Annotated in this window: 20 protein-coding genes; 12 read left to right on the forward strand and 8 right to left on the reverse strand. The window is 70.7% G+C overall.

The genetic code is table 11. The features are described 5' to 3' along the window. Window positions 1–825, reverse strand: coding sequence for an SDR family NAD(P)-dependent oxidoreductase (locus QSK15_RS04190; protein ID WP_285794326.1), 825 nt, complete (start codon window positions 823–825; stop codon window positions 1–3). A 128-nt stretch (window positions 826–953) separates the two neighbouring features. Here QSK15_RS04190 and QSK15_RS04195 point away from each other — a divergent pair, with 128 nt between their 5' ends. Further along, the gene (locus QSK15_RS04195; protein WP_285792966.1) at window positions 954–1910 is read left to right on the forward strand and encodes an HpcH/HpaI aldolase/citrate lyase family protein; all 957 of its coding nucleotides are present in this window, start codon (window positions 954–956) and stop codon (window positions 1908–1910) included. Between the two features lie 75 nt (window positions 1911–1985). Here QSK15_RS04195 and QSK15_RS04200 read toward each other — a convergent pair whose 3' ends face one another. Beyond that, window positions 1986–2543, reverse strand: a complete 558-nt coding sequence (locus tag QSK15_RS04200) for a DUF4190 domain-containing protein (RefSeq protein ID WP_285792967.1) — start codon at window positions 2541–2543, stop codon at window positions 1986–1988. Between the two features lie 118 nt (window positions 2544–2661). On the opposite strand from QSK15_RS04200, the gene QSK15_RS04205 reads away from it, so the two are divergent. Beyond that, window positions 2662–3567, forward strand: coding sequence for an SDR family NAD(P)-dependent oxidoreductase (locus QSK15_RS04205; protein ID WP_030329208.1), 906 nt, complete (start codon window positions 2662–2664; stop codon window positions 3565–3567). 27 nt (window positions 3568–3594) lie between these two features. On the opposite strand, the gene QSK15_RS04210 is transcribed toward QSK15_RS04205, so the two are convergent. Next, the gene (locus QSK15_RS04210) at window positions 3595–4131 is read right to left on the reverse strand and encodes a DUF4190 domain-containing protein (protein WP_285792968.1); all 537 of its coding nucleotides are present in this window, start codon (window positions 4129–4131) and stop codon (window positions 3595–3597) included. Window positions 4132–4308: 177 nt separating this feature from the next. On the opposite strand from QSK15_RS04210, the gene QSK15_RS04215 reads away from it, so the two are divergent. After that, window positions 4309–5505 (forward strand): acyl-CoA dehydrogenase family protein, encoded by a 1197-nt coding sequence (locus QSK15_RS04215; RefSeq protein ID WP_285792969.1) that lies wholly within the window; start codon window positions 4309–4311, stop codon window positions 5503–5505. A gap of 168 nt (window positions 5506–5673) precedes the next feature. Here QSK15_RS04215 and QSK15_RS04220 read toward each other — a convergent pair whose 3' ends face one another. Together QSK15_RS04220 and QSK15_RS04225 are read right to left on the reverse strand one after the other, a co-directional pair. Next, complete coding sequence (locus QSK15_RS04220) at window positions 5674–6081, reverse strand: CoA-binding protein (protein ID WP_285792970.1); 408 nt, start codon at window positions 6079–6081, stop codon at window positions 5674–5676. A gap of 19 nt (window positions 6082–6100) precedes the next feature. Then, the gene (locus QSK15_RS04225) at window positions 6101–7147 is read right to left on the reverse strand and encodes an Rv2578c family radical SAM protein (RefSeq protein ID WP_285794327.1); all 1047 of its coding nucleotides are present in this window, start codon (window positions 7145–7147) and stop codon (window positions 6101–6103) included. 93 nt (window positions 7148–7240) lie between these two features. Here QSK15_RS04225 and QSK15_RS04230 point away from each other — a divergent pair, with 93 nt between their 5' ends. Then, window positions 7241–7660, forward strand: coding sequence for a thiol-disulfide oxidoreductase DCC family protein (locus QSK15_RS04230; RefSeq protein WP_285792971.1), 420 nt, complete (start codon window positions 7241–7243; stop codon window positions 7658–7660). Here QSK15_RS04230 and QSK15_RS04235 read toward each other — a convergent pair. The 3 genes from QSK15_RS04235 to trxA all read right to left on the reverse strand — a co-directional run bounded on the left by QSK15_RS04235 (window position 7624) and on the right by trxA (window position 9555). Then, complete coding sequence (locus QSK15_RS04235) at window positions 7624–8601, reverse strand: HTTM domain-containing protein (RefSeq protein WP_285792972.1); 978 nt, start codon at window positions 8599–8601, stop codon at window positions 7624–7626. The genes QSK15_RS04230 and QSK15_RS04235 overlap by 37 nt on opposite strands. Then, window positions 8598–9038 (reverse strand): hypothetical protein, encoded by a 441-nt coding sequence (locus QSK15_RS04240; RefSeq protein ID WP_285792973.1) that lies wholly within the window; start codon window positions 9036–9038, stop codon window positions 8598–8600. Before QSK15_RS04240 ends, QSK15_RS04235 begins: the two co-directional genes overlap by 4 nt. A gap of 154 nt (window positions 9039–9192) precedes the next feature. Then, window positions 9193–9555, reverse strand: coding sequence for a thioredoxin (trxA, locus tag QSK15_RS04245; RefSeq protein WP_030329190.1), 363 nt, complete (start codon window positions 9553–9555; stop codon window positions 9193–9195). A gap of 548 nt (window positions 9556–10103) precedes the next feature. Between trxA and QSK15_RS04250 the strand changes: the two genes are divergently transcribed. The 8 genes from QSK15_RS04250 (at window position 10104) to QSK15_RS04285 (ending at window position 15998) form a co-directional block, all read left to right on the forward strand. Beyond that, a complete protein-coding gene (locus QSK15_RS04250; protein ID WP_285792974.1) occupies window positions 10104–10619 on the forward strand; it encodes a MaoC family dehydratase in 516 nt (171 codons plus the stop codon). Between the two features lie 93 nt (window positions 10620–10712). Then, window positions 10713–11249, forward strand: coding sequence for a hypothetical protein (locus tag QSK15_RS04255; RefSeq protein ID WP_285792975.1), 537 nt, complete (start codon window positions 10713–10715; stop codon window positions 11247–11249). Window positions 11250–11300: 51 nt separating this feature from the next. Beyond that, entirely contained in the window at window positions 11301–11924 is a 624-nt protein-coding gene (locus QSK15_RS04260; RefSeq protein WP_030329184.1) for a TrmH family RNA methyltransferase, read from the forward strand. 79 nt (window positions 11925–12003) lie between these two features. Next, window positions 12004–12681, forward strand: coding sequence for a DUF6758 family protein (locus QSK15_RS04265; RefSeq protein WP_352232159.1), 678 nt, complete (start codon window positions 12004–12006; stop codon window positions 12679–12681). 116 nt (window positions 12682–12797) lie between these two features. After that, window positions 12798–12956 (forward strand): hypothetical protein, encoded by a 159-nt coding sequence (locus tag QSK15_RS04270; protein ID WP_007455302.1) that lies wholly within the window; start codon window positions 12798–12800, stop codon window positions 12954–12956. A 6-nt stretch (window positions 12957–12962) separates the two neighbouring features. After that, the gene (locus QSK15_RS04275) at window positions 12963–13838 is read left to right on the forward strand and encodes a PH domain-containing protein (RefSeq protein ID WP_285792977.1); all 876 of its coding nucleotides are present in this window, start codon (window positions 12963–12965) and stop codon (window positions 13836–13838) included. Between the two features lie 103 nt (window positions 13839–13941). Next, window positions 13942–14739, forward strand: a complete 798-nt coding sequence (locus tag QSK15_RS04280) for a SigE family RNA polymerase sigma factor (RefSeq protein WP_285792978.1) — start codon at window positions 13942–13944, stop codon at window positions 14737–14739. Continuing rightward, window positions 14736–15998 (forward strand): hypothetical protein, encoded by a 1263-nt coding sequence (locus QSK15_RS04285; RefSeq protein ID WP_285792979.1) that lies wholly within the window; start codon window positions 14736–14738, stop codon window positions 15996–15998. The genes QSK15_RS04280 and QSK15_RS04285 overlap by 4 nt, the downstream gene beginning before the upstream one ends. Window positions 15999–16043 lie beyond the last annotated feature (45 nt).

Consider the following 16043-nt stretch of genomic DNA (forward strand, 5'->3'; position numbering starts at 1 on the left):
TCAGGTGTCCAGACCGACGGCCTTGGCGCTCGCCGCCCACAGCCGGGCGGCGAGCTGCGGATCGGCCGCCTTCCGCAGGGGCCGACGCGGCCGCCGGTCGACGTAGTAACCGCCGTTGATCAGCCGGGCGCGGTCCTGGTTGGCCAGCCACACCAGCGTCTCGGCGCCCTTGTCCGGGCTGCGGAACGGCATGAAACGCATGCCGAACGCGACCAGCCTGCTGTCGTTGGCGAACCGGGTGCGGACCACCCCGGGGTGGTAGCAGTACGCGGAGATGTCCGGCCAGCGCCGGGCGGCCTCGGCGGTGAACAGGATGTTCGCCTGCTTGCTGGTGCCGTACGCGCCCATCGGCCGGTAGTCACGAAGCGGCCTGTTGAGGTCGTCCGGGTCCAGTGCGCCGAAGCGGTGCGCGCCAGAGGCGGTCACCACCACCCGGCCCACCCGGTCGGCGAGCAGATTGGTCAGCAGGAACGGGGCCAGGTGGTTGGCCTGGATCGACATCTCGAAGCCGTCGACGGTGCTCAGTGGTTGCAGCGCGATCGCGCCGGCGTTGTTGGCGAGCACGTCGATCCGGTCGTACGCGGCCCGGAGCTGGGCGGCCAGTCGGCGTACGTCGTCGAGGACCGCGAAGTCGGCCCGGAACAGCTCCGGCCGCTCGCCGGAGGTTTCCCGGACCCGTTCGGCTGCGGCCTGCAGCCGGGCCGGGTCCCGCCCGACCAGCACCACCTGGTCGCCACGGCAGGCGAGGTGCACGGCAGCGGCCAACCCGATGCCGGAGCTGGCCCCGGTCACCACCACCAGTCGACGCCCAGTGAGATCTTCCACAGGTCCATTCACCCCGGTCATGGCGCGAGGTTACCGTGGCGTCACAACGCCCTTTGGGATCGTTAAGTTTTCGGATCTGTCGTCAGGTGGCGTCGGCGTGCCCGCCGGACGCTGGAAGGAGCGCATCCATGGCCGCAGTCGGTCGCCCCCGCAGGTCCTGCCTCGCCGTACCGGGTTCCAGCGTGAAGATGCTCGGCAAGGCCCAGGGGCTCCCGGCCGACCAGGTCTTCCTCGACCTGGAGGACGCCGTCGCCCCGCTGGCCAAGCCGGACGCGCGCAAGAACATCGTGGCCGCGCTCAACGAGGGTGACTGGGCCGGCAAGACCCGGGTGGTCCGGGTCAACGACCTGACCACCCCGTGGACCTACCGGGACGTCATCGAGGTCGTCGAGGGTGCCGGCGCCAACCTGGACTGCATCATGCTGCCGAAGGTGCAGACGGCCGAGCAGGTGCACTGGCTGGACCTGCTGCTCACCCAGATCGAGAAGACCCTCGGCCTGGAGGTCGGCCGGATCGGCATCGAGGCGCAGATCGAGAACGCCGCCGGCCTGGTCAACGTGGACGCCATCGCGGGCGCGTCGCCCCGGGTGGAGACCATCATCTTCGGCCCGGCCGACTTCATGGCGTCGATCAACATGAAGTCGCTTGTGGTCGGTGCGCTGATCCCGGACTACCCGGGCGACCCGTACCACTACATCCTGATGCGGATCCTGATGGCCGCCCGGATGCACGACAAGCAGGCCATCGACGGCCCGTTCCTGCAGATCCGCGACGTGGACGGGTTCCGTGAGGTGGCCAAGCGTTCGGCCGCGCTGGGCTTCGACGGCAAGTGGGTGCTGCACCCCGGCCAGATCGACGCCGCCAACGAGGTCTACCAGCCGGCGCAGGCCGACTACGACCACGCCGAGCTGATCCTCGACGCGTACGAGCACTACACCTCGGAGGCCGGTGGCAAGCTCGGCGCGGTGATGCTCGGCGACGAGATGATCGACGAGGCGTCCCGGAAGATGGCGCTGGTGGTCGCCGCCAAGGGCCGGGCCGCCGGGATGAGCCGTACCTCGTCGTTCACCCCGCCGGAGCAGTGACGGGCCGGCCGGGTCGGCGGCGGCCGGCTTGTCGACCCGGCCCGACAACCGGCGGTACGCCGGCCCTCCCGCCGGTCAGTAGCTGCCGCTGTTGTTGCTCGTCGCGATCGCGTAGATGATCGCGGCGGCGTAGAAGGCGAGCACCAGCACCAGGAACCCGGTGAGGATCCAGCCGATGATGATGGCGGCCTTCGCCATCCCCGCGCCGCCCTCGCCGCTGATGCGGATCTGCTTCTGCGCGACGTGCCCGAGGATCGCGCCGATCGGCGCGGTGATGCAGGACGTGAAACCGATCATGGCCAGCACGAACGCGGCGATGGCCAGTCCGTTGGTCTTCGGCGGCTGCGGGTAGCCGTAGCCGGGGTACTGCTGCGGGTACCCGGCCGGGGCGTACCCGGGCGCGGCGTACTCGGCCATCGGCTGGGTGGCTGGCGCCTGCGCGCCGGCGTACGGGTCGACCGGCGCGTACGGGTTGGCCGGGGCATAGGGGTTGGTCGGGGCGTACGGGTCGACCGGGCCAGGCTGTGGGGGCACCGGCTGACCGGCCACCAGGGTCGGGTCAGGTGTGGGGCTCGATGGCGGGGCCGACCAGGTGGGATCGCTCCAGTTGCCGGGCGGCGGGGGATTTGTCATGCGAACTCTCCGTCAGGTCGGGGTGCGGAGACAGGGTAGCCACAGCCACCCAAACCCGATGCCCCTGCTTCCGGGTGCCGCGTTGCTCGGGCCGGTCGTAACGGGCAGGATCCCTGGCATGGCATTCGACGCGCGCGCCGCGGACCGCTCCGGCAGTCGACCCCGACGGGACGTCAGCCGTCCGGGCGCGGCCCGGCGGGCCCGGACGGCCGCTCCGGCGGGCAGCTCCGGCAGTGACGAGCCGGTCGCGCTCGCCGACCCGGTGACCATGCGTCTCGACGGGCGGGTCGCCCTGGTCACCGGGGCGGGCAGCCCGGACGGCATCGGGTACGCGACCGCCCGGCGACTCGCCGACCTCGGTGCCCGGGTGGCGATCGTCTCGACCACCCGACGCATCCACGAGCGGGCGACCGAGCTGGGCGTGACCGGTTTCGTCGCGGACCTGACCGACGAGTCCGAGGTCGGCGCACTGGCCGATGCGGTCGCCGAGCAGTTGGGCGACGTCGAGGTGCTGGTCAACAACGCCGGCCTGGCCAGCCGGGCCAGCCAGGGCGTGCTGCGACCGGTGGCCCAGCTGAGCTACGACGAGTGGCGTGGTGAGATCGACCGCAACCTCTCCACCGCGTTCCTGTGCAGCAGGGCGTTCATCGGGGGGATGGCCGAGCGGGGCTGGGGTCGGATCGTCAACCTGGCGGCCACTGCCGGCCCGGTCAACGCCCTGCCCACCGAGGCCGCGTACGCCGCGGCGAAGGCCGGGGTGGTCGGGCTGACCCGGGCCCTGGCCATGGAGATGATCGCCGACGGCGTGACGGTGAACGCGGTGGCGCCCGGCACCATCTACACAGCGGCGTCCACCATGGCCGAGATCAAGCAGGGGCTGGGCACGCCGGTGGGGCGACCGGGCACGCCGGACGAGGTCGCCGCGGCGATCAGCTTCCTCTGCTCGCCGGCTGCCTCGTACATCACCGGGCAGATGCTGGTGGTGGACGGTGGCAACAGCGTCCGCGAGGCCCGTTTCCGCTGACCGGCACGCTCCGCACCGGCGCGCCGGTCAGTAGCGGCCGCTGTCGCCGTTGTTGGCGAAGGCCACCAGCGCCAGCCAGCCACAGCAGGCCAGCACGGTGAGCACGGTGAAGACGTAGCCCAGGATCAGCCCCCAGGTGGCGAGCTGGTCGCCGTCCTCGCCGCTGGTGCGGATCTGCCGTTTGGCCACGTGGCCGAGGACGGCGCCGGCCGGCGGGAACACGAAGGCGAACACCAGCGACAGGATCGCCAGCACATTGGTGCGCCGCCCCGGCCCGGACGGCGGTGGGCCGTACTGACCGTAGGGGCCCTGCGGGGGGTACGGCGGCTGCTGGCTCCAGTGCGCCGACTGCTGCGGCCGCTGGTCACCGTACGACGGCTGGTCGCCGGGTGGCCCGTACGGTGAGCGTTCCGCTGGTAGCTCGTACGCCGGTTGGTCCGGCTGCGTCGCGTACGGCTGTTGGCCGGCCGGCGGTGGCGCGTACGGCGACTGGTCGGCTGGTGGTTCGTACGGCGACGGCGGCGGCTCGTCGCCGGGTGGTCCCGACGGCGGCGGGTGGCTCACAGCTGTCCTCCTCCTGCCGGTGCCGGAAAAGTCCCTCTTGCCGGACGCTACCCGCAGCGGTGAACCTTTTCACAGCGGTTGTGTGGACTGGTCACCTTGGCCTCGTCGACCCGGGAGACCGATACTGACCCAGCGTTCAGTTACCCACGAGTAGTGCGCGGATCCCCGGAGGCTGTGATGGCTCGACTCGCCCAGACGCCCGGCCTGACCGATGTGCAACAGTCGATCCTGGAGACCGTTCGGGACTTCGCCGACAAGGAGATCATCCCGCACGCGCAGCGGCTGGAGCACGCCGACGAGTACCCCACCGACATTCTCGACGGCATGCGCGAGATGGGGCTCTTCGGCCTCACCATCGACGAGGAGTACGGCGGGCTCGGCGAATCGCTGCTCACCTACGCGCTGGTGGTGGAGCAACTGTCCCGAGGCTGGATGTCGATCTCCGGCATCGTCAACACCCACTTCATCGTGGCGTACCTGATCTCCCAGCACGGTTCCGCCGAGCAGAAGGCCCGCCTCCTGCCGAAGATGGCCACCGGCGAGGTGCGCGGCGCTTTCTCCATGTCCGAGCCCGAGACCGGCTCCGACGTCTCGGCGATCAAGTCCCGGGCCGTTCGCGACGGCGACAGCTACGTGCTCAACGGGCAGAAGATGTGGCTCACCAACGGGGCGTACTCCTCGGTGGTGGCCACCCTGGTCAAGACCGACACCGGCGCCGAGTCGGTGTACGGCAACATGAGCACCTTCCTGCTGGAGAAGGAGCCGGGCTTCGGGGAGACCGCCCCCGGCCTGACGATTCCCGGCAAGATCGAGAAGATGGGTTACAAGGGCGTCGAGACCACCGAGATGGTGCTCGACGGGGTGACGGTGCCCGACTCCGCGATCCTCGGCGGCGCTGACCGGGTGGGCCGTGGTTTCTACCAGATGATGGACGGCATCGAGGTGGGCCGGGTCAACGTGGCCGCCCGCGCCTGCGGCATCTCCATCCGCGCCTTCGAGCTGGCAGTGCAGTACGCCCAGCAGCGCAAGACCTTCGGCCAGCCGCTCGCCAGGCACCAGGCGATCGCGTTCAAGCTTGCCGAGATGGGCACGAAGATCGAGGCCGCGCACGCTCTCATGGTCAACGCCGCCCGGCTCAAGGACGCCGGTCAGCGCAACGACGTCGAGGCCGGGATGGCCAAGCTGCTCGCCTCGGAGTACTGCGCCGAGGTCGTCCAGGAGGCGTTCCGCATCCACGGCGGCTACGGCTACTCCAAGGAGTACGAGATCGAGCGGCTGATGCGGGAGGCCCCGTTCCTGCTCATCGGCGAGGGCACCTCGGAGATCCAGAAGACCATCATCAGCCGAGGCCTCCTCAAGGAGTACAAGCTCTGACCCGCGCCTGCTGATCGGTTGCTCGTTGTCCGGCCGGCCGTGTCCGCACCGTCGGTCGAGAGCGTGATGACTGTGAGGCATCAATATGTCCCAGCGGCATCACGCTCTCTGCGGAGCTTGTCCGCGCGTGCGGACGCGGCGATCAGCCGGTCCTCCCGCGATAGCTGATTAGGGGAGGCGGGTCAGGTTTGCGGCGGCGCGTTCGACGATGAGACAGCGGTCTTCGACGTAGTCCATGCCGGCCTCCTCGGCGATCCGCCGCGCCTCGGCCGAGACGATGCCCAGTTGAAGCCAGACCGCCGGAGCGCCGATCGCCGCCGCGTCCCGGACCACCTGCACGGCGTCGGCCGCCGGCCGGAACACGTCCACCAGGTCGACGGGGTGCGGGATGTCGGCCAACGTCGGGTAGGCCCGTTCCCCGAACAGTTCGTCGACAGTCGGGTTGACCGGGATGATCCGCCAGCCGTACTGCTGCATCTGCAATGGCACGCCGTGGGCGGCCTTGAACGGGTCGCGGGACGCGCCCACGACGGCGATCACGGCGGAGTCGGCGAGGATCTGCTGAGCGGTACGCACCCGCCGACTGTAGCTCCGACTACAGCAGTGTCAGCTGCTCGGCTGCCGACGGTGGCGACGGTTCGGGCAGGTTGCGGTTGTCGCCCCGCTCCCCGCGGTGCAGCCCGTGCCGGCGGGAGGCGATCCGCACCCGCGCGGTCAACTCCCGCTGGTACGCCTGCGGGGCGTACGCGCCGGCTCGGTAGAGCTCGCGGTAGCGGGGCACGAGGTGCGGGTGCTCGCGGGCGAGCCAGTGCGCGTACCACTCCCGGGCACCGGGACGCAGGTGCAGGGGCAGGGCCGTCACGCTGGTGGCACCGGCGGCGGCGATCGCCGACACGGTGGCTTCGATCGACTCGTCGCTGTCGCTGAGGCCGGGCAGGATCGGGGCCATCAGCACGCCCACGGAGAAGCCCGCGTCGGAGAGCGCCCGGACGGCGTCCAGCCGGCGGCGGGGGTGCGGTGTGCCCGGCTCGACGGTGCGCCAGAGGTGCTCGTCGACGAACCCCACCGAGAACGAGATGCCCACCGTTGTCACCTCGGCGGCCTGGCGCAGCAGCGGCAGGTCGCGCAGGATCAGCGTGCCTTTGGTGAGGATCGAGAACGGGTTGGCGAAGTCCCGCAGGGCGGCGATGATCTGCGGCATCAGCCGGTAGCGGCCCTCGGCCCGCTGGTAGCAGTCCACGTTGGTGCCCATCGCCACGTGCGCGCCCCGCCATTTCGGCGCGGCCAGCTCCCGCCGGACCAACTCGCCGGCGTTGACCTTGACGATCACCTTCCGGTCGAAGTCAGCACCGGCGTCGAGGTCGAGATAAGTGTGAGTATTTCTCGCGAAACAGTAACGGCACGCATGGGAACAGCCCCGGTACGGGTTGATCGTCCACTCGAACGGGACGCGGGACTGCCCGGGCACCCGGTTGAGGATGGACTTGGCCTGCACCTCGTAGAAGGTCATCCCGGCGAACTCGGGGGTGTCGAAGGTGCGGGCGACGGCGCCGGGCAGCGCCAGCGGCAGGGGTGGCGTCGCTGGCGCTGCCCGCTCGGGGTCTCCCTCGACCGGGGGAGCGGTGAGGTTGTCCCAGCGCATGGACACTATTCGAACATGTGTACGAGGCGAGCGCAAGTGACCCGCCGTACACCGGTGGGCGTTCGGGCGGTCGGAGAGGGGAGGATGGACGCCATGGAGACGTCGACCTTCGTCTACGACGGGGACTGCGCGTTCTGCACGAGCTGCGCGCAGTTCATCGAGCGCCGCATCCCCACCACCGCCCGGGTGGTGCCGTGGCAGTTCGCCGACCTGGACGCGCTCGCCCTCACCGTGGCCGAGTGCGAGGAGGCCGTGCAGTGGGTCGGCGCGGACGGCGCGCGTGCCGCCGGCCCGGACGCCATCGCGAAGCTCCTCGCCGCGAGTGGTCCGCTCTGGCGGGTCGCCGGTGCCGGCCTGCGGATCCCTCCCGTACGGGCCGCGGCCTGGCCGTTGTACCGCTGGGTGGCGCGTAACCGGCACCGCCTGCCGGGCGGCACTGCGGCTTGTTCCCTGCCGCAGGAGGCGCGGGAGCGGCTCTACGGCCCGGCCGGCCGCCCGAGCACCGGAGCCTGATCGTCGAACGCCCGCTCCGCGCCGGCTCCCACCGGACCCCGGTCGGGTGGCACCGGCCCGGTGTCGGTGTCCGCCGGGCTCGCCTCCGGGGCGTCCGTCGGCGCCGAACCGGACCTGTCGCGGCCGACGAGCCGACGGGCCCAGACCAGCGGGCGTACCCGTTCCAGCGGTAGGAAGCTGGTCATCGCGGCCAGGTGCGGTGCGAACGAGATCGTGATGGTCGCGATGGTGACCGCGTGGAACGAGTAGAAGAAGCCGACCATGGCGAGCCGCCACCGGGGTGGCAACAGGAAGACCACCGGGCTCAGCAGCTCGAACGCCACGATGCCGAACTGGGCGACGATGAGCAGGTACGGCACCTGGGCGATCAGGTCCGCCAGGTCGGTGCCGCGCCGGATGATCGCGCGGGCCAGGACCGAGCCGGTCAGCCAGTCCAGACCGCCGAAGCGCAGCTTGGCGAAGGCGGCCAGGAAGTACGTGCAGATCACCGCGATCTGGGTGACTCGCAGGGCCCAGCCGCCGGCCTCGGTGCGGGTGGTGTCGCCGTGGCGGGCGCGGCCGGCGGTGGGCAGCACGGCCAGCGCGACGAGCAGCCCGAACCGGTCGTGGTCGACCTTGCCGTAGCTCATCGCGATGATCATCCACTCCAGGTACAGCGCGCACACCGCCCAGCCGAGCAGTCGGGGCGCCCGTCCGGTGGCGGCGAGGAGGGCGAGCAGCAGCAACGCCCAGAAGATCACCGTCACCAGCGTCTCGGTCGGCGTCGGCAGTGGGAGCAGGCGGCCGATCAGGAGCGGTTGGTACAGGTCGCCGGGCACGCTGACCCGAGTGCGTACCCAGGGGGTGAAGATCACCAGGTCGGCGGCGACGAACAGGTAGATCAGTGTGCGGAACGCGGCCACCCGGCCCCGGGGCACCGCCTCGGTCAACCAGCGGCTCATCGGGCGGCCTGCCAGCGGACGACTGTCTCATCGGTGTGTTGGCCGGTCGGTCGGCCGGCGCGAATGCCGTGCCAGCGGATGACGATGCGGACCTCCACCAACGCGGGGGCGTCCGGGTGGCGTTCGGCGTACGCGTCGGCGACCTCGGTGAGCAGCGTCGGGTCGGCGGCGTATCGGGCCTGCTGACCCTCGATCTCGGCGCGGCGGATGCCGGTCGCGTTCTGATCGAGGTCGATCACCGCCCCGGAGGCGTTCACCCCCTCGACGCGGGTGTCGGGCGCGGGTGCGTTCGGCGGGTTCGAGGTGGAGTACATCCGGAACGGGCCGAACGGGAAGTCGTCGTCGCTGCCCCAGAAGGTGCCGAGGACGAGCAGGACGAGACCCAGTGCGGTCACGCCCAGCCGGGTCACGCGCCCGCGGGTGGTCAGGTTCTCCATCGGGTCGTGACGATACGGGATGTACCGACTGCTTCGGGTCCCTCCGACGGCCAGTTCGGCCTGACCAGGCAGGCGATCATGGGCGGGCGGGTGGCGGTACGACGAGGGCCGGGCCCGTGTCGGGCCCGGCCTCGCGTGTCGTCAGCGGGACGACTCAGTGGTTGTGCTCGGCCAGCTGCTTGCGGACGTCGTCCATGTCCAGCGCCTCGACCTGCTCGATCAGGTTCTCCAGTGCGGACTCGGGCAGGGCGCCCGGCTGGGCGAAGACGATGACGCCGTCCCGGATCGCCATGATCGTCGGGATCGAGCGGATGTCGAACTTGGCGCCCAGCTCCTGCTGAGCCTCGGTGTCGACCTTCCCGAAGACGATGTTCTGGTGCTTCTCCGAGGAGCGCTCGTAGACCGGGGCGAACCGCTTGCACGGACCACACCAGTCGGCCCAGAAGTCGACCAGGACGATGCCGTCGTTGCCGGTCACCTCGTCGAAGTTCGCCGAGGTCAGCTCAACGGTTGCCATTGCACTCTCCGATCACCGCGGTTTGTCTACGTCCCGTAGAACCAGGGCTGACCGTATCGAATTCCCGGGCGGTGGGGCGCGAAACGTGCTCGGGGCTGCCGGGCGACACTGCGGTCATCGACGTACGTCTGTTCACACCCGAGCTGCGGATCGCAAGTGCACGACGCACTTGCGTGACCAGCGGTAATGGGAGCGTTTCCAGGGAGATCCACCCGATTGAGCACTACGAATCGGTAACTTGGGCATTGACAAGGAGGTATCCGGCCTGCAGAGATCGCTGATCAACCTCCGATTGGTGACGGAGAGTAATGTTACAAAAAGATAAATGTGACCGCGATCTCTGTTGAACCTACGCAGGCGTAGGGCAGAATTCCTCACATCAGAGCGTGGGCGGCGGGTGCCGGGGAGGGCCCCGCCGCTCATTGCGTCTCCCCCCGGGGCGTGTGACCGGTGTGACATTTCCGCCGCCGCCGCGCCCCGCCGGTCGCCTTAACCATCGGTAAGGCATGCTGTGCCGAACTCCATCGCCGCCCGTCGAAGGGACCAGCATGCAGTTCGGTCGCTACTACGAGGAGTTCGAGGTCGGCGCGGTCTACCGGCACTGGCCGGGCAAGACCGTGACCGAGTACGACGACCACCTCTTCTGCCTGCTCACCATGAACCACCACCCGCTACACATGGACGCCCACTACGCCGCGACGGCCAGCCAGTTCAAGCGCAACGTGGTGGTCGGCAACTACATCTACTCGCTGCTGCTCGGCATGTCGGTGCCGGACGTGAGTGGCAAGGCGATCGCCAACCTGGAGGTCGAGTCGCTACGACATGTCGCGCCGACCTTCCACGGCGACACCATCTACGGCGAGACCACGGTGCTGGACAAGCGGGAGTCCGGCTCGAAACCCGACCGGGGCGTGGTGTCCGTGGAGACGCGCGGCTACAACCAGGACGGCACGATGGTCTGCGTCTTCCGGCGCAAGGTCATGGTCCCGAAGCGGGAGTACGCGACCGCTGCGGTGCCCGACGGCGTGGACCCCGAGCGGCCCAGCTTCCCCGAGCCGCGCTGACCGTCGCGGCGGGCTCGACCGTCGCCGGACACCGGGCTCCCTCCCTGGCCGCGGGTCTGCTGGGGAAGGGGCCCGGTGCCCGTCTCGGGGCTTATGCTGACGCCGGAGGTTCCGATGAGCCACTCCGTAGCGGGAGAGCCGTCCTCTGCCGGCCGCCGAGCCACGCCCTTGACCACCGCTGTCTACTCCGCCGCCGAGTGGAATCTGCTCACCAGCCTGCCCGGCCGGGTTCTCGTGGCCGCCGCGGCGCCCGGTCCCGGCCGGATCGAGCGTGGGGTCACGGCGGGCCTGGCCGGCCTGGACGCCGTGGCCGCCGGCCGGGCCTCCGACAGTGATCTGGTCCGCGCGGTGGTCGCCGCGATCTACGCCCGCCATGACGGCACCCCGCAACCCGCCGAGCGGCTGACCGACCTGGTGGACCTGCTGGCCGCCTGCCGGGCGGCGAGCCGGGTCCTCCGCCGGCGGGCCGATCCGGCCGACTCGGCCGCGTACCGCCAGTGGGTGCAGTCGGTCGCGGCCCGGGTCTGTCGCGCGGTGCCCGGCGCCGGCGGGCCTCGGGTGGACCCACCGGCCAGCCCGGCGGACCGGCGCTTCCTGGACCGGCTCGGTGCCGCCCTCGACCTGGGCTGACCGGCAGGTCGTCGCGGCCGGCGCCGACGCGGTCCGTACCCTCTGATGACCGTGACCGACGACCAGCTTGAGGTGGGCGTGGGCCCCTGGCCGGGTGACCCACCGGACGACCCCCGTTACGACCCGCAGCTACTGGCTGAGGGGGACCGGCGCAATGTCGTCGACCGCTACCGCTACTGGCGGCACGAGGCGATCGTCGCCGACCTGGACCGGCACCGGCACGGCTTCCACGTCGCGATCGAGAACTGGCAGCACGATTTCAACATCGGCACGGTGGTGCGCAACGCCAACGCGTTCAACGCCGCCGAGGTGCACATCGTCGGACGACGACGGTGGAACCGGCGCGGCGCGATGGTGACCGATCGGTACCAGCACGTACGGCATCACGAGACGATCGAGGAGTTCGTCGCCTGGGCGGCCGGGCGGCACCTGCCGGTGTTCGGCATCGACAACCTGCCCGGATCGCGTCCGCTGGAGACCGGCACCCTGCCACGGGACTGCGTGCTGCTGTTCGGCCAGGAGGGGCCCGGCCTCTCCGCGCCGGCCCGCGCGGCGTGCGACCAGCTCTACTCCATCGCCCAGTACGGCTCGACGAGGTCGATCAACGCCGGCGTGGCCAGCGGAATCGCGATGCACGCCTGGATCCGTGCGCACGCCGGCACGCCGCCGGACTGACCCACGTACGGTGCCGAATCGGACGTTCGGGCTTGACGTGCCGCCGGTCGGGGGAGACGGTGGGGATGTGAGTGTCGCGGTGAGTTGTCCGAGATGCGGAGGCCCGGTACGGGCGCCGGATCTGATGAACACCGACTCAAGGTGTGTGCACTGCGGCCCGGTGCCGCCGTTGCACGTGCCCGAGCACATCGGAGCGGAGATCGTGGCGAGCGTGGTGGAACGGATCGCCGCGACCGCCGACCCGCCGGTGACGCCGTTGTGGTGCCCGTGGCCGCTGCCGCCCGGGTGGACACTCACCGGTGTGGCGTACGCCGGGGACGACCGGACGGGAGTGCGGGCGACGGCGTTGGCCTGCGCGGGCCCGGCGCCACTCGGCGGTGGTCCGGCCGATCTGGTCTTCGTGGCCGAGGAACCCGGTGTGGGCCTGGGCACCCGGCTCGCCGGTCTGGCCGGCCCGGATCCGGGGCCGGAGTTGGTCGACGCGCTGACCGACCCCGGGTCGGGTCATCCTGACCACGTCGGACAGGCGAAGATCAAGGTCGGCGGGCACCCGACTCCACTGTGGTTGGTGAATTCACCAACGGATCGAAGCGCGTACGCCGGCGAGGCTCGGGGAATGTGGCTCCATGCGATAGCCTGGCCGGCGAGTGCGGGTCACCTGCTCGCGGAAGATGTCGTGCTGCACGACCTGACCGAGTGGACTCCGCCCGAGCTCGTGTACGGCGCACCGTCCCCGTATCTACCCGGGAGAGCTTGACAACTCTCCCGGATTGACGGAGAACGGACGCAGATATTCACTGTACGACACCACACTGATACTCTGGGTGCCGCTGCGGTAATGGGACCCGGCGCCGCGCGAGAGGATGGCCCGCCATGGTCAAGAAGGTCCTCACCTGGGCCGGAATCGCATTCTTGATCTTCTTCGTCGCCTACCGGCCAAACTCTGCGGCGGACGTGTTCAAGTCGCTCGGCGGCGGGATCATGGACATCGCCCAGGGCTTTGGCGACTTCTTCACCAGCCTCGTCGCCTAGCCGCCGATGGGCAGCCCCTCCGGTCCACCCTTCGACCCGGACGACCCCGACCGGGAGCGCCGCGAGCGCGACACCGAGCCGATCCCCCGGGTCGGGCCAGATGACGGCCCGGATTACGGGGCCGGTCCCGGCCTGTCCGACGGTCCGTCCCTTTCGGACGACGTCGGCTACGGCGACGGGCCCGGCTATGCCGGTCAGGGTCGTTCCGGTCGGGGATGGGTCCGGGATCCGGAGGCCGGTTACCAGCCGCCGCAGATCTCCGAGGACGAGCTGGCCGGGTTGCGCGCCGACGCGACCGGCTCGACCCCCCGGCGGGTGCTGCCACTGGAAGACGAGCCCAGCTCGTTGGTGGCGCGCTACCTCTTCCCCACCGAGCGCTACCGGGGCGAGTGGAAGCGGCACTGGATCCACCTCACCAACCCGCTGTTGATCGGCATCGCAGCGACCTTCGTGCTCGGCTACCTCTCCGGCTTCCTCGCCGGCCAGGATGTCGGCGCGCTGACCACCATCGCCGTGCTGCTCTGGTTCGCGGTGATGGGGTGGGTGGCGTGGAAGGTCGCGGACTGGTGGTATGACCGGTTCATCCTGACCAACAAGCGGGTCATGGTGGTCAATGGCATCGTCACCCGCAAGGTGGCGATGATGCCGCTGGTCCGGGTCACCGACATGAAGTACGAGCAGACCCCGACCGGCCGGGCGCTCAACTACGGCACCTTCGTGCTGGAGTCCGCCGGTCAGGAGCAGGCGCTCCGCGAGATCAAGAACCTACCCAACCCGAACGAGCTCTACCTGCGCGTCGTCGAGGAGATGTACGAGCCGCAGGCGGTCGAGGCGCGGCTCGGCAAGGAAGCCGACGAGGCCAAGGCTGACGACGGTGCGTGAAGGTTTCTGACCGAACATCGGAGCAAGTGCGCACCTTTCGTCATGGACCGAAGCGCCTCTGACGTGGCACTCTGCCAGGACAGCAGGGGTGTGGAGGTGAGCGGTGGCGAGCAAGGACTCGTTGGAGGAGCAGTTCCGCGAGTTCGTCGCGGCCCGCTCCGCCGCGCTCCTACGCACCGCCTACCTGCTCACCGGAGACTGGGCCACCGCCGAAGACCTGCTCCAGACGGCGCTGACCAAGACCTACCTGGCGTGGAAGCGGCTCGGCGGGATCGAGGCCGTCGAGCCGTACGCCCGACGTGTGATGGTCAACACCTCGACCAGTTGGTGGCGGCGGCGCTGGCACGGCGAACGCCCGACCGAGGTGCTACCCGAGCGCGCCGGTGTCGACGAGATCGAGCAGCAACTTGACCGTGACCTGCTCTGGCGGCATCTCCGGCAGCTACCCAACCGGCAGCGGGCGGTGCTGGTGCTGCGCTACTACGAGGACATGACGGAGGCGCAGACCGCCGCGCTGCTCGACATCTCACCGGGCACGGTGAAGAGCCAGACGTCCCGGGCGCTGGCCACGCTGCGGCGACGACTGGGCGCGGACGCACCAGAACTCGCCGCCGCCGGCTTCGCCGGCCGGTCTGCTGCCGCCGGCTCATCTCCTGCTGCCGGGAGTCGATCGGGAGAGACAGGTGCCGCGGGCCGGACGACGGGCCCGGGCACCCGGACCGGGCAGCCCTCGGTCACCGATGCCACCGCCGCAGCCAGGCCGGGGCGGTCGGTCGGCCGACCCGCACCCCGCCCGGCCGCTCCGCGCCCCGCCGTGCCCCGTTCGATCACCCCGCAGGTCGTGCTGCCCACCGCCCCGGCGGCCGTGCCCGTCGGCACCGGCTCCGGGGAGCAGCAGTGATTGAACTCCCCGGCCGGCCCGACAACCTGACGGACGTCCCGCCGCGTTCATACCAGGTGCGGCCTGACGAGCTGGAAGGTGCGGTGCGGGAGACCCTCTCGCACCAGGTCGCGCGTACCCGCCCACTGAGCGTCGATCCGGCGGGCAAGGCCATCCGCCGCGCGAACCGGATCCGGCGTCGACGCGCCGCAGCCGGCGTCGCCCTCGCCGCGGTCACCACCGTGCTGCTCAGCGCCGGCATCGCCCAGCTCGGCGCCGAGACCAGCCGGGACGGCGCACCCATCGTGGTGATCGGTGACCCGGGCCCGACCAACCGACCGCTCCCGAAGGTCAGCATCCCCGGCTCCGCCCCCTCGCCCGAGACGTCGGCCGCTCCGCCCGTCGGCGAGACACTGGTCAGCGCCGCCGGGCGGCGACTCGTACTGCCCGACGTCGGGTTGGCCGAACGCGCCCAGCCACTGCCCAGCGGCAACGGTTGGCTGGTGGTCGGCGCGCCGACCACCGCGGGACGCTCCCTGTGGGTGGTGCAGGACGACGGCCTGGTGCAGGTGCTACTGGCCGGAGCGGGCGGGATCGTGCTGGCCCCGGACAGCCTCCAGGTCGCCTGGCGCGACGGAGGCGACCTGCTCGTGGCGGGCGTGGTCGGCACCCAACTCATCGGGGCGGTGCGTACCCCCGTACCAGCGGGGGCCGAGCCCGTCCGATTCGTCGCCGACAGCGTGCTGGTCCGCCTCGACCCGACCGGCGCCGGGCACATCCTCTGGCGGCCCGGTGCGGGGCCGCTGCCCGACTCCCGCGACCGGCAGAGCCTCAACGTCTACGGGCAGCTACCCGACGGGCGGCTCGTCGGCCAGGTCGCCACGACCGAACCCAGCCGGACCTGCCTCGCCGTGCTCGCCCCGACACCGCACCTGGAACAGGTACGCACCGGCTGCGGTCCCGACCTGAGTCAGGACGGCGTCGGCGGCGTCTCGCCGGACGGGCGGTGGCTGCTGGTGAACGGACGGGTCGGCGGGGCCGACCGGTCCCTGCTGGTCGACCTGCATCGGCTCGGGCCGGCGGCGACCGCAGTGGCGGCCGGGCCGCCGATGACCGGGGTGGTCATCTGGATCGACGGGACCAACGCCTCCTACCTCGACGGTGCCGGTCAGCTGGTCCAACTCGACGTCGGCCAGGTGCGGGCGGGAAAGCCCGCCGGCCCCGCCGCAGTGCCCGGCGTGTCAACCGGTGACCAGCCGATCCTGGTGAAGGGCTTCTGACCCCGAGGGCTACCCATGTGAGCCAGGCTCGCTGTTTCCTCGGTA

The sequence above is a fragment of the Micromonospora sp. NBRC 107095 genome (assembly GCF_030269705.1).
Taxonomy (GTDB): domain Bacteria; phylum Actinomycetota; class Actinomycetes; order Mycobacteriales; family Micromonosporaceae; genus Micromonospora; species Micromonospora parva.